At 48.1% G+C, this 14085-nt stretch carries 11 protein-coding genes; 10 read left to right on the top strand and 1 reads right to left on the bottom strand.

What is annotated here, in order from left to right; all coding sequences use genetic code 11:
• Positions 1 to 3: 3 nt before the first annotated feature.
• From DEU29_RS11600 to rcsF, 8 genes are all read left to right on the top strand, one after another.
• Positions 4 to 789, top strand: coding sequence for an enoyl-CoA hydratase-related protein (locus DEU29_RS11600; RefSeq protein WP_133540523.1), 786 nt, complete (start codon positions 4 to 6; stop codon positions 787 to 789).
• Positions 790 to 801: 12 nt separating this feature from the next.
• Positions 802 to 2790, top strand: coding sequence for an acetyl/propionyl/methylcrotonyl-CoA carboxylase subunit alpha (locus DEU29_RS11595; RefSeq protein ID WP_133540522.1), 1989 nt, complete (start codon positions 802 to 804; stop codon positions 2788 to 2790).
• Positions 2790 to 3710: a hydroxymethylglutaryl-CoA lyase gene (locus DEU29_RS11590; protein ID WP_133540521.1), complete on the top strand. Its 921-nt coding sequence runs from the start codon at positions 2790 to 2792 to the stop codon at positions 3708 to 3710. The genes DEU29_RS11595 and DEU29_RS11590 overlap by 1 nt, the downstream gene beginning before the upstream one ends.
• Before the next feature lie 3 nt (positions 3711 to 3713).
• Complete coding sequence (locus DEU29_RS11585) at positions 3714 to 5663, top strand: acetoacetate--CoA ligase (RefSeq protein ID WP_133540520.1); 1950 nt, start codon at positions 3714 to 3716, stop codon at positions 5661 to 5663.
• A gap of 28 nt (positions 5664 to 5691) precedes the next feature.
• Entirely contained in the window at positions 5692 to 7908 is a 2217-nt protein-coding gene (locus DEU29_RS11580) for a putative bifunctional diguanylate cyclase/phosphodiesterase (protein ID WP_133540519.1), read from the top strand.
• 16 nt (positions 7909 to 7924) lie between these two features.
• A complete protein-coding gene (locus DEU29_RS11575; RefSeq protein ID WP_133540518.1) occupies positions 7925 to 9571 on the top strand; it encodes an electron transfer flavoprotein-ubiquinone oxidoreductase in 1647 nt (548 codons plus the stop codon).
• Between the two features lie 129 nt (positions 9572 to 9700).
• Entirely contained in the window at positions 9701 to 10114 is a 414-nt protein-coding gene (locus DEU29_RS11570) for an H-NS family nucleoid-associated regulatory protein (protein WP_133540517.1), read from the top strand.
• Between the two features lie 44 nt (positions 10115 to 10158).
• Complete coding sequence (gene rcsF / locus DEU29_RS11565; protein ID WP_133540516.1) at positions 10159 to 10563, top strand: Rcs stress response system protein RcsF; 405 nt, start codon at positions 10159 to 10161, stop codon at positions 10561 to 10563.
• 7 nt (positions 10564 to 10570) lie between these two features.
• On the opposite strand, the gene DEU29_RS11560 is transcribed toward rcsF, so the two are convergent.
• A complete protein-coding gene (locus DEU29_RS11560; RefSeq protein WP_133540515.1) occupies positions 10571 to 11221 on the bottom strand; it encodes a hypothetical protein in 651 nt (216 codons plus the stop codon).
• Positions 11222 to 11463: 242 nt separating this feature from the next.
• On the opposite strand from DEU29_RS11560, the gene tsaA reads away from it, so the two are divergent.
• Positions 11464 to 12177: a tRNA (N6-threonylcarbamoyladenosine(37)-N6)-methyltransferase TrmO gene (tsaA, locus tag DEU29_RS11555; RefSeq protein ID WP_243734584.1), complete on the top strand. Its 714-nt coding sequence runs from the start codon at positions 11464 to 11466 to the stop codon at positions 12175 to 12177.
• 67 nt (positions 12178 to 12244) lie between these two features.
• Complete coding sequence (locus DEU29_RS11550; RefSeq protein WP_133540513.1) at positions 12245 to 13948, top strand: proline--tRNA ligase; 1704 nt, start codon at positions 12245 to 12247, stop codon at positions 13946 to 13948.
• Positions 13949 to 14085 lie beyond the last annotated feature (137 nt).

Raw genomic sequence — 14085 nt, 5'->3', positions numbered from 1 at the left:
CTGATGAGCCAATATACAAGTTATCAGGTTGACGCCCGGGGCGTTGCGCGATTAAGCCTTAACCGTCCCGACGTACATAATGCGTTTGACGATGTCATGATCGCGGAACTTATCGAGGCATTAAATAGTGCAGAAAACGATGACGCGGTGCGTGTTCTGGTACTGCAATCTGCAGGCAAAAACTTTTCTGCCGGCGCTGACCTTAACTGGATGCGCTCCATGGCTGACAAAGATTACCAGCAAAATATTGATGATGCCGGCGAATTAAGCTTACTCATGCAACGGTTAGATGAATTGTCTAAACCTACCATTGCCCTGGTTCAGGGGGCTGCATTTGGTGGCGCTGTTGGCTTAGCAGCGTGTTGCGATATGGTGCTGGCGCAACCTAAAACCAGTTTTTGCTTAAGCGAAGTCAAAATCGGTTTAATTCCGGCAGTCATCAGTCCGTATGTGGTTAAAGCCATTGGCGAACGGCAATCACGCCGTTATATGCTGACGGCTGAACGTTTCTTTGCCGAGCAGGCGCTGGCACTGGGACTGGTACACCGCATTGTCGATGACTTTGAACCGGCATTAGCCGAATGGCTGGACGCGCTGCTTAATAATAGCCCGCAGGCGCTGGATGCCTGCAAGTCACTTATCGCTAATGTGGGCTCACGCCCTATTGACGCCTCGGTACGAAAACACACCATCGAAGCCATTGCAAAAATTCGGGTTTCGGATGAAGGTCAGGAAGGCTTGAGTGCATTTTTAGAAAAACGCCCCGCCGCCTGGCGCAACGACAGCTAATTAGGAAACGGTATGATTACCTCGTTATTAATTGCCAACCGTGGTGAAATTGCGTGTCGTATTATCGCCACGGCTAAAAAAATGGGTATCCGCACCATTGCAGTTTACTCTGATGCCGACAGCCATGCGCGTCACGTAAAACTTGCGGATGAAGCCATCAATATTGGCCCTGCTGCCAGCAGTGAAAGCTATCTGCGCGGCGATAAGATCATTGCTGCCGCCAAACAAACGGGTGCTGAAGCGATCCATCCGGGTTATGGTTTTTTGTCAGAAAACGAAGACTTTGCTGACTTATGCCAGCAACAAAACATTATTTTTGTCGGCCCGCCAGTCGCCTCAATCGCTTCTATGGGTTCTAAAAGTGCCGCCAAGGCGATTATGCAGGAAGCCGGCGTACCGCTGGTGCCGGGGTACCATGGCAGCGAGCAAGACGCAGAAACCTTAAAAGCAAAAGCTGAAGAAGTGGGTTTCCCGTTATTGCTAAAAGCGGCTTATGGCGGCGGTGGTAAGGGCATGCGCGTAGTCGAGAGCTTAGCAGAGTTTGACCAAGCACTCGCTTCGGCCAAACGCGAAGCTAAATCGTCTTTCGGCAACGATAAGGTGTTATTCGAACGCTTTATTCGTAATCCTCGCCATGTCGAAATTCAGGTCTTCTGCGATGAACACGGTAACGCGGTTTACTTAGCTGAGCGTGACTGTTCGGTGCAGCGTCGTCACCAAAAAGTTCTGGAAGAAGCACCGGCGCCGGCATTAACCGAACGCACCCGCCAGGCCATGGGCGAAGCTGCGATTAAAGCAGCGCAGGCGATTGACTACGTCGGTGCGGGCACGGTCGAGTTTTTATATGACCAAAGCGGTGAGTTCTTCTTTATGGAGATGAACACACGCTTGCAGGTTGAGCATCCGGTTACCGAATTGATTACCGGGCAGGACTTGGTGGAATGGCAGTTACTAGTTGCCTCAGGACAACCGTTACCACTGGCGCAAAACGACATTCAGGTTAATGGCCATGCCTTTGAGGCGCGTATTTATGCCGAAGATCCGGATAATGACTTTCTGCCCTGTACCGGTACCATCCGGCATTTGCGCACGCCCGAGGGAGAACCAGGCGTACGTATAGACACAGGTATTACCGAAGGTGATGAGATCTCCTCGTTTTACGACCCGATGATTGCCAAGTTGATTGTCTGGGATACTGATCGTGATCGTGCATTGCTGAAATTACAGCGTGCGCTGCGGCAGTACCGGTTAACCGGTTTAACCACCAATATTGATTTTCTACATCGCTTAGCCAGCCACCCTGAATTTGTGCAAATGAACTTGACTACCGAGTTTATTCAGCAGCATGAGCAGAGCTTGATGCCGCAGCTTGATATCGATGTTAATCAGGTTGCCACCGAAGCGGCACTCTACGATATTGTCAGTCGCCAGCAGGCGCACTCTGCTACCGCGTACTTTGCTACCGATAGTCCCTGGCATCAAGCCAATGCCTTACGCATGAATGATGCCGACTTGCATACGGTTGAACTGCAGTATCAAGACCAGTTGCACAGCATCACCATTGAACAACGCGATGCGGTATTTGTAACCGAAGCTGCAGACAGCGAGTTGCAATGGCAGGTTAGCATCAACGATGACCAAATGACGGTCGTGTGTAACGGCCGCCATTACCAACGCTTTGTCTGCGCTGATGACCAGGAGTTGACTGTATTTACTGAGCAAGGCCCGGTTACCCTGCACCGCCATAAAGTTACCGATACGCTGGTTGATGAAGCCGCCCATGGTGGTTTAGTCGCACCCATGAATGGCACCATTATGGAGGTGCTGGTAAGCAAAGGTGATAGCGTCGAGAAAGATCAACCACTGGTGATTATGGAAGCGATGAAGATGGAATACACCATTCGCGCCGGCCACGCGGGTGAAGTCACTGATGTATTCTATGCTGCCGGCGATCTCGTCAGTGATGGTGACGAGCTCATTGCTATGACTGAGGAGGCCTGATGGCAACGCCAACTAACGCCCTGCCCAAACACGTTAAAATTGTTGAAGTGGGTCCGCGCGACGGCTTGCAAAACGAGAAAGCCGTGCCGACCCAGGCCAAAATTGATTTGGTTAACCAATTAACAGCGGCCGGGTTAGGTTATATCGAAGCGGCCAGTTTTGTCAGTCCGAAATGGATTCCGCAAATGGCAGACAGTGCCGACGTTATGCAAGCTATCGACCGTGACAATAACGTAACTTATGCTGGCTTAACGCCTAACCTGAAAGGTTTTGAAAACGCCATGGCGGTCAATACCGACGAAGTTGCAGTATTTGGTGCCGCTTCTGAGGCGTTCAGCCAAAAAAACATCAACTGCAGCATCGATGAGTCACTGGCACGTTTTGAGCCGGTAATAAGCGCCGCTCAGGAAAAAGGTATCCGCGTACGTGGCTATGTCTCGTGTGTACTGGGATGCCCTTACCAGGGTCAGGTTCCTCTAACCGATGTTGTACGTGTCGCCAAAACACTTTATGACATGGGCTGTTATGAAGTTTCACTGGGCGATACCATTGGTGTCGGCACGCCCTGGCAAGCTCGGGCCATGCTGGAAGCGGTGGCTGCCGAAGTACCGATGGAACACCTGGCGTTACACTTTCATAATACCTATGGTCAGGCGTTGGCTAATATTACCGCTTGCCTGCCGCTTGGCGTTGCAACCATCGACAGCGCAGTCGCCGGCTTAGGGGGATGCCCCTATGCAAAAGGCGCCAGTGGTAACGTTGCCACCGAAGACGTGGTTTACATGTTGCACGGTATGGGCATCGAAACAGGGGTCAATTTACAAAAACTCATTGCCGCCGGCGATGCCATTTGCCAACATTTAAGCCATGGTCCACGCTCTCAGGTCGCACTAGCCGAACTGGCAAAGCAAGGGAAGTAAATAATGACAACAGAACAACTTTGGCAGCCGTCAGCAGATACCATCGCTGACGCCAATATGACGCACTTTTTACAGCAAGTTAATGCCGATCACCAACAGACGTTAGCCAACTACCACGATTTATATCAATGGTCGCTGGACGACAACGAAACCTTTTGGTCGATGATTTGGGATTATTTTCAGGTTATCGGCGATAAAGGCGCAACCGTGGTGGAGAAAAAAGATAAGTTGCCGGGCGCTAAATGGTTCCCGCAAGCAAGCCTTAACTTTGCTGAAAACATGTTACGTCATCGTGATGACAAAGTTGCACTGGTGTTTCGCGGTGAAAATGGCGCCCGTCAGCAACTGACCTACAGTGAGCTTTACCAACAGGTGGCTCAATTTGCCGAGGGGCTTAAGCAACAAGGCGTTAGCAAAGGCGATCGCGTTGCCGCGATGATGCCAAACTGCATCGAAACTATCGTTGCCATGTTAGCTACCACTAGTCTTGGCGCTATCTGGTCGTCATGTTCACCCGACTTTGGTGTGCAGGGGGTGCTGGACCGTTTTGGTCAGATCGAGCCAAAAGTACTGCTGACGGTTGATGGTTATTTTTACAACGGCAAAAATCTTAATATCAAAGACAAAGTCGCGGATATCGTCAGTCAGCTAGATACTGTTGAGTGCGTGGTCGTTGTTAATTTCAGTGATCAATCCGACACCCTCGCCGGTGACACTGTGGTGGGCTACGATGCGTTTATTGATAATGACGCCCGCCACATTGAGTTTGTTACCACCGACTTTAATCACCCCCTGTATATCATGTTCTCGTCAGGCACCACCGGGGTTCCAAAGTGTATTGTGCACGGCGCTGGCGGTACCTTGTTACAGCATTTAAAAGAACACGGTCTGCACACCGATTTGCGTGCCGAAGATACCCTATTTTACTTCACTACCTGTGGCTGGATGATGTGGAACTGGTTAGTCAGCGGGCTGGCTCACGGCGCCACCCTGGTACTGTTTGACGGTTCACCCTTTGCACCAGAACCCGAATTTTTATGGGACGTTGCCGAGCAGGAAGGCATTACTGTGTTTGGCACCAGCGCTAAGTATTTAGCGGCACTGGAAAAAGCCGGCGTAAAACCGCGTAAATCACACCAATTAGATAGACTCCGTGCCATATTAACCACCGGCTCGGTACTACCGCCGGAAAGTTTCGATTACGTGTACCGCGATATCAAAACCGACCTCTGTTTGTCATCGATTTCCGGCGGTACCGATATCGTCTCTTGTTTTGCACTAGGCTGCCCTATCCTGCCCGTTTACCGTGGCGAATTACAATGCCGCGGACTGGGACTTGCGGTTGCTATTTATAACGAGAATGGCGAGGCCATCCGCGGCAAAAAAGGTGAATTAGTGTGTGAAAACTCATTCCCCTGCATGCCGGTTGGTTTTTGGAATGACGACGACGGCCAGCGGTACTTTAATGCCTACTTCGCGCGTTTTAAAAATACCTGGGCTCACGGTGACTTTGCCGAACTTACCGAACATGATGGTGTGATTATTTACGGCCGCTCTGATGCGGTGCTAAACCCGGGTGGCGTACGTATTGGTACGGCGGAAATTTACCGCCAGGTAGAGAAGATAGATGCGGTGCTGGAAAGTATTGCTGTCGGCCAACAGATAGACGATGACGAACGCGTTGTGTTATTCGTTAAGTTGCGTGATGGCATCACATTAGATGATGACTTACGTCAGCAAATAAAGAAAACCATCCGGGCAAACGCGACACCGCGCCACGTTCCCGCTATTATTTTACAAGTGCGTGACATCCCCCGCACAATCAGTGGTAAGATTGTTGAATTAGCGGTTCGTCAGGTGATCCATGGTGAAACCGTTAACAATACGGACGCTCTTGCAAACCCGGAAGCGTTAAACGAATTTCGCGATCGCCCGGAGCTGCAGCAAGAGTAATAATAAATCGTAGTTTTAAAAGGCCGTTATGACGTTATTTCCAGGGGCTAAACAAGTTCTACTGACCGCCTGCGCTGGCATTATTGTGTCACTTGCAGCGTTCGGCTATTTGCGCCAAAGCGAAAATGAAGCCGCCCGGGATGCACTGCAAACAGAGGCATTCAATCTACAGCGCGAAATACGTCAAAATATGACGGCGCACTTATTTGCAACTGAGTTATTGGCACGTGAATGGGAACAAAACCAACCTTCACTGGAGCAAAGTTGGCAACGTGACGCTGAACTAATCACGCTTTATTATCAAAGCGTACAGGGCCTTGCGTGGTTGTCCCCAACCCTGCAGATTCAACGCTTTTTCCCGCCAAGTCGCCAACCCCAACTGTTAGGGACGGTGTTTAAAGACTCAGATTTAGTTGAACGCCTGCAGGTGTCTTCCGGTAACCGTCATGCCATGGTTGGAAGTGCCGGTAACTTAGGCCGCTTAAGCAGTGATGTTGCCATGTTTGCGCGCATAGAAAACGACGATAAACAGGGGTTTCTCGGCCTTATCATCAGTATGCAGGATCTACTCAATAACGTAATCCGCGGCAATATCAGTGAGGGTTTTCAGTTGTCACTGAACCACCAGGGCAAAACCCTCTATCAGTTTGCCGGTGACATGAGCCTGCGGGAAAGCTGGACGGAAACACGGCAGCTACAAATACTCGGGAACTCTTGGCAACTCAATATCTGGCTCACGTCGAATAAACTGGCGCAGCTTCGCGGTGGTGTTTCTATCGCTATATTGCTTGCCGGTTTATTGATTACTGCAATGCTCACCTTCGTAATTTTTATTCTCGCGCAAAGTCGCTATAAAGCACAGCAGCTGGCCGATGCAAATATTGAGCTTTACACCGAAATTGATGAACGTGAGCGCATCGAAAAACAAATGGCTTACCTGGCCGAACACGATGCACTGACTAATCTGATTAACCGTAACGCTTTGATGCGTATTCTTAATGAGCAATTAAAAAATACTGAACTCAGCGCCAACAGCGCCATTCTTTTTATCGACCTGGATCGGTTTAAAGAAGTTAACGATGCCTTAGGCCATACCGTTGGTGACGAGCTATTACGCCGGGTCGCGCGCCGTATTAGTAAGTTGGCGCCGAAAAACTCCCGGCTGGCTCGTTCCGGCGGCGATGAATTTCTGCTGGCTATTTTAAAACCCGACAATCGCCAGCAGGTCATTGACCTGACACAACAGTTACTTAAAGCACTTGATTCGCACTTTTTTGTTGATGATTACGAATTATTTATCAGCGCGTCCATCGGTATTGCCTTTGCCAATGATGCAGATTTTAATGCCGAATACTTAATTCGTAATGCCGACACTGCACTTTATCAAGCCAAGGACAATGGTCGTAATACCTATCATTTATACAATAAAGCCGTACACCGTGATTTAGCGAAAAAGCTGGAGCTGGTTAAACAACTTCGTTATGCGGTAGAAAACGAGTCTTTGGTTGTTTATTACCAACCCAAAGTGGAATTACTGAGCCACCGTATTGTTGGTTTAGAAGCCTTGGTCAGATGGGTTCAGGAAGACGGTACCGTGATCGGCCCTGATCAGTTTATTCCGATAGCCGAAGATACCGGACTTATTATTCCATTATCAGAATTTGTCTTAAAAGAAGCCTGTAATCAATTACATCATTGGCATAAAGCGGGCTTTGAAGACCTCACCATGGCGATTAATATTTCCGGCAAACAGCTACATCTTCCGCACTTAGTCGATGACATTATGAGTACCGTGCACGGCGCGCAAGTTCCGGCTGATAAAATTGAATTAGAATTAACGGAACAAGTCTTTATCGAAAACATTCAATCGCATACCAACTTTATGCACGCGGTACGTGACAATGGTATGAGTTTGGCTATCGATGACTTTGGTGTGGGTTATTCATCATTATCTTATTTAAAAAACTTTCCGGTAACCTCGTTAAAAATTGACCGCTCATTTATTAACGACCTGCCAGATAATGAAGATGATGCTGTTATCGTTCAAACGATTATTAATTTAGCCAGAAACTTAAATATTCAATTAGTTGCTGAGGGTATCGAAACCCCTGAGCAAGTCGACTTTTTAATGAGTCGCGAGTGCGGCGTTGGGCAGGGTTATTTGTTTAGTCGCCCATTACCGGCAGAAAAAATCACCGAATTACTCGAAAATTATCACGGGCTGATCCCAATTCAGATCGCTTAGTGGAGGGGAGGTAAACGTGGAACGTGAAAGCATGGATTTTGATGTTGTTATTGTTGGCGCTGGTCCATCAGGTCTTGCCACAGCATGCCGCTTAGGTCAGCTGGCAAAAGACAATGATCAAGAACTAATGATTTGTGTGGTCGAAAAAGGCGCTGACATCGGTGCCCATATATTATCCGGCGCCGTATTCGAGCCGCGAGCAATGAATGAACTTTTTCCCGATTGGAAAGAGCGCGGAGCACCACTCAATACTGCCGTAACCGGCGATGAGATTTTATTGCTGAAAGACCACCAAAGCGCATCTCAGGTTCCCGGCTTTGCAGTGCCTAAAACGTTCCATAATAAAGGCAATTATATTGTCAGTATGGGCAACATATGCCGTTGGCTGGCGGAGCAGGCGGAGCAATTGGGCGTAGAAATATTCCCCGGCTTTGCTGCCAGCGAAGTGCTTTACAACGAGGACGGTAGTGTCGCTGGTATTCAAACCGGTGACATGGGCGTTGGCGCCGATGGCAGTGAAAAAGACGGTTATATGCCGGGTATGGAATTACGGGCAAAGTATACCGTTTTTGCAGAGGGCTGCCGTGGCCACTTGGGTAAGCAACTCATTAATCAGTTCCAGCTGGATAAAGACAGCACGCCGCAACACTATGGTCTTGGCTTTAAAGAAATCTGGGACGTGCCTGCCGATGTTCACGAGCCGGGTAAAGTGGTTCACAGCGCGGGTTGGCCATTAAACGATAACGGTTCCGGCGGTGGTTATTTATATCACGCGGAAGATGGCCAGGTTTATGTAGGTTTGATCATCGACCTTAATTACAAAAACCCGTACCTGAACCCATTCCAGGAGTTTCAACGCTATAAAACCCACCCGGCAATAAAAGCTGTATTGGAGAACGGTAAACGTGTCAGTTATGGCGCCCGCGCAATTGCTAAAGGCGGCTATTACTCGCTACCTAAAATGACATTCCCCGGTGGCTTGATGGTGGGCTGTAATGCCGGCACCCTGAATTTTGCTAAGATTAAAGGTAATCACACCGCAATGAAATCCGGCATGATTGCCGCAGAATCAATCTTTAATGCATTGCAAAACGAACAGCAACACACCGAGTTAACCGACTTTACTCAGGCATTTGAGCAATCCTGGGCATTTGATGAATTGTATCGCTCACGTAATTTCGGTGGTGCTATTCATAAGCTGGGTACAACGCTTGGCGGCGCTTATAATATGTTGGACCAAAATTATTTTGGCGGCAAACTTCCGTTCAAATTTAAAGAATGGACACCAGATTATAAATGCACAGAAAAGTCGGCTCAGCACCAACCTATTGAATATCCTAAACCGGATAATAAATTAACCTTTGATCGACTGTCATCGGTATTTTTATCGAATACTAATCATGCCGAAGATCAACCTTGTCATCTACAGTTAAAAGATGCAGATATTCCATTAACGGTCAATCTGCCCGAGTTCGCTGAGCCTGCACAACGCTATTGCCCTGCTGGTGTTTACGAAGTTGTAGAAGAAGATGGCAAAGAAGTATTTAAAATAAATGCACAAAACTGCATTCACTGCAAAACCTGTGATATTAAAGACCCGTCGCAGAATATTAATTGGGTTGTTCCCGAAGGTGGTGGTGGCCCCACCTACCCTAATATGTAATTGTGCTTTTGTATTACAACTGTTTATACCATTTAAAAACGAGCTGCGGCTCGTTTTTTTATTTAATAGCCTATAATATAAACGCCTGTTAGTTTCATAATAAAACCGATAGTTTAAGGACTAAAATACATGAGTGACTTTATTCGAATTATTAATCACGAACGTCGCTTAAATGCGGCATTAAAAGACTTATCAATTGACGAATTAAAAGAAGTTCAACACAAACTGAATAATGTCGTTAATAAACGCGAAGCTGAGGCCGAAGAACTTGAACGTGAGCGTCAGCAAAAACGCGAAAAAATTGCTGAACTGAAACGCACAATGCAGGAAGCCGGCATTGATATTTCTGACATTCTGGAAGACGAAATTGGTGGTAAGCCAATCGCAAAAGCCAGCCGCAAACGCGCCCCCAAACCACCAAAATACGAATTTACCGACGAAAATGGTGATCGTAAAACCTGGACCGGCCAGGGTCGCATGCCCAAAGCCCTGCAAAAAGCGGTGGATAACGGTCGTCCATTAAGCGACTTTCTGATACGCTAAGGCTTAATTTAGTGAAATTGGGATGGCATTAGGTAGCAAAAGCAATGACAAAAAAACTAAAAATAATCATGCTAACTGCTGTGCTTTCGGTATTTACTGTCGGTTGTGCTGACATATCCTGGCAAAGTCCGTTTGACGTCGGTAAACCGGTTGCGGGGGGTAACAACTCCCCTGCCGTTACTGACCCCGATGACATTGATGTTATTGAAGGCTCGGTGCCATCCAATTATCGCATATTGAGTGTGGTTACCGGCGATAGCTGTCAAACACGTTTAGATCAACCCGCGGCATCAAAACAACAAGCATTGCAGTTTTTGCGGGAAGATGCTGCTCGCTTCGGTGCTGACAGTGTACTGCAACTACAATGCTACCAATTACCGAAAACAGCTGACTCGCGTTGCTACACGCAGGTCAGCTGTTTTGCCAAAGCGGGTACAACTGCGCGCTAATTGTTGATTACTTAAGGCCTTTGACGTTTAAACGCGCTTCGCCAACCCCAACGTCGGCAGTTAATCGATACTGGCCATTACCATGCGCATCAGACTCTGAACTGACCATCGCGCGAGTGGTTTCGTTTTTGCCCTGACTGAAGCCGGTAATTTTGCTATCACCAATCCCTGCATCAATACTTATCCGGGCAATGTCTTCACCATAAACATCAAGATTGATCTCACCAACACCCAGGTCAAAACTACTGTGTGTGGTATAAATTTCACCGCTTATTTCGCCCACACCCATATCAACGCTGATTTCCGCAACTTTAGGCATGGTTATGCGCCAGTGCGCCTGCACATCTTCGTCAGGCTCAATTGACAGACGCAGTTGTTCACCAGACCAGTCACTGACAAGGTCGACCGCGTAAACATCCCCACCACCGTAAAAGAAGCCGTCGTCAGTTTCCTTGATAGTCAGTTCAATTACCATTTGATCGGTGTCACCGCGTATAAACTCGATTTCGCCGACCGAGTTATCAATGCTTATTTCGGTGGTTTGCGATACCGTAAATTGATGCTGCGATACCACTTCTTCTTTGGCGCAAGCCGCCGAACTCAGTGTTACCAAACCAATTAATCCAATTGCTATCGGCCATACTTTTTGCTTAAACATGCTACAGATTCCTTTTTGTTCTTTTATCCAACAAATTGATTAAGTTAGTCAGTGCGTGTTATTAAGTCAGTCGCCATGACATTCAAAATAGTTGGAGCAATCTGTGTGCCAATTTAATTTATTTATATTTTTCAATGGGTTATTATTAACTCGACCGCCCACCACACCATAAGCATGGTGAATAACATCATTATCTAGCGAAAAAAGCGAAATTTTACTTTAATCCGTTAATGGACAATATTGTGCAACCTATAGCGTTAATAACATCACCCTTTACCGACAAGTTTAGTATTCCCAGACAACCGGGATTAGCGCCTTCTGTTATCAGCACCGTGTCGTTTGTCGGTGACTTTGACCATACTGCCAGTATCGAGGGCATACAACAGTATTCTCACTTGTGGCTGATATTTGAGTTTAACCAGCACCGCAGCCACCAATGGCGTGAACGTGTTCGGCCACCCCGTTTGGGCGGCAACAAGCAGTTGGGCGTATTTGCGACGCGGTCTCCCTTTCGGCCGAATAACCTGGGTATGTCGGTGGTAAAACTTGTCGATGTTGTCGTTAAACCGCAAATAAAGTTGGTTGTATCAGGTGCTGATCTGCTCGACCAAACTCCCATCGTGGACATTAAGCCTTATGTTCCTTACGTCGACGCGATACCTGAAGCAAGCAGTGCGTTTGCCGGCGATGAACCCAACCAGCTTGAGGTCTGTTTTAGTGCAACAGCAGAAGCCTTTATTGATGAGCTAACCAGCAATGCGGCCAAGTCTGAGCACTATCAAAACCTGCGCCAGGTTATCATTGAGGTTCTTCGCCAGGACCCCCGCCCTGCCTACCATGCCAGCAAACAACCTGAGCGACATTACGTCAGTCAGCTGTATGATCTTGAACTTAACTGGTACGTTACCGGCCAATGCCTGACAATAACCGAAATACGTCAGCAAAAAGACTTTTGACAAGCGGCAGACACTGTTAAACTTCGGCCTAATTTTTTCGGGTTAAATAAAACGAGACTAAGACATCATGCGCAGCAGCCAATATTTACTGTCTACCCTAAAGGAAACCCCGTCTGACGCGGAGATCATCAGCCATCAATTGATGCTTCGTGCGGGCATGATCCGTAAAGTGGCATCTGGTTTATATACCTGGACGCCCAGTGGTTTACGCGTGCTGCGTAAAGTAGAGAAAGTCGTACGCGAAGAAATGGAAGCCGTTAATGCGCTGGAAATTCTGATGCCGATGGTACAGCCGGCAGACTTATGGCAGGAATCAGGTCGCTGGGAAGACTACGGTCCGGAATTGCTGCGTCTGAAAGATCGCCACCAACGCGACTTTTTGCTGGGGCCAACACACGAAGAAATAATCAGTGAACTGGTGCGCAAAGAAATCAGCAGCTATAAACAGCTACCATTGACACTATTCCAAATACAAACCAAGTTCCGTGACGAAATTAGACCCCGCTTTGGCGTGATGCGCGCGCGGGAGTTTGTGATGAAGGATGCCTACTCGTTTCATTTAACGCAAGAATCGTTACAACAAGCTTACGATCAAATGTATCAGGCTTATTGTCGTATTTTTGAGCGGTTGGGACTGGATTACCGACCTGTTATCGCAGACACAGGTTCTATCGGTGGTCACTCATCGCACGAGTTTCACGTATTAGCCAGCTCCGGCGAAGATGCTATCGCGTTTTCAGACCAATCCGATTACGCTGCCAATGTCGAAATGGCGGAGGCGTTAGCGCCGACAACTGAACGCGCTGCGCCGACTATGGAGCTGCAGCGTCACGACGTAAAAGGTGATGATCTTGCGGCATTGTTGCAACCTTTGTCAGTGGATGCTCAACAGGCGGTAAAATGCGTTGTCGCACAAGCCAGCGATAACGTCGAAGCAGAGTATGTGTTGTTAGTTGTTCGTGCCGATCACGAACTCAATACCATTAAAGCCGAAAAGCACCCGGCAGTGGCCAGCCCAATTAATTTGCTCGACAACCATAAGCTAACCGGTGTGCACAGTGTATTTACCGGGCCAACCCAATTTGACGGCCTTGTTATAGCTGACCACTCGGCGGCAAACCTGGCTGATTTCGCCTGTGGCGCCGGCGAAAACGGTGTTTGGTTAACCGGTGTTAACTGGAGCCGCGATGCGACCTTAACCGAAGTTGCCGATCTGCGTAACGTGGTTGAGGGCGACCCCAGCCCCTGTGGTCAGGGTCAGATTAAAATTGCCCGCGGTATCGAAGTCGGTCATATTTTCCAGCTCGGTAAAAAGTACAGTGACGCGATGAAGGTTGGTGTATTGTCAGAAACCGGCAAACACGAAACCCTCACCATGGGCTGTTACGGTATTGGCGTATCGCGTATCGTGGCGGCGGCAATTGAGCAACACCATGATGACCGTGGTATTCAGTGGCCGGATAATTTGGCGCCATTCCAGGCCGTGTTGATCCCCATGAATATGCACAAATCAGCTCGCGTTCAGGAAACTACCGAGAAGCTATACGCAGCCCTGCAAGACGCTGGTATCGATGTGTTATTCGATGACCGTAAAGAGCGTCCCGGCGTTATGTTTACCGATATGGAGCTGGTGGGTATCCCTCATCAAATCGTTATTGGCGAACGTAACCTGGATGAAGGGATGGTTGAGTATCAGTCACGCAAAGGCGGTGACAAGGTTAAATTAAGCATTGATGACGTTGTTTCTCATCTGCAACAACAACTCGCGTAATTTAGCCTAACCATGCGCAAATAAAAACGGAGCCTGATGGCTTAATGCTTGTCAGTTAAGCTAATGGCTAGCCGCTTTATAAGGCGACCGCATCGGATAACGTTGCGGTCGCCTTTTTATTGCCCGAGGATAATGCC

Source organism: Idiomarina aquatica (assembly GCF_004362895.1).
In the GTDB taxonomy this organism is placed as follows: Bacteria; Pseudomonadota; Gammaproteobacteria; order Enterobacterales; family Alteromonadaceae; genus Idiomarina.
Note: the sequence above shows the minus strand (reverse complement) of the source record. Positions and strands in the feature narration are given on the sequence as shown.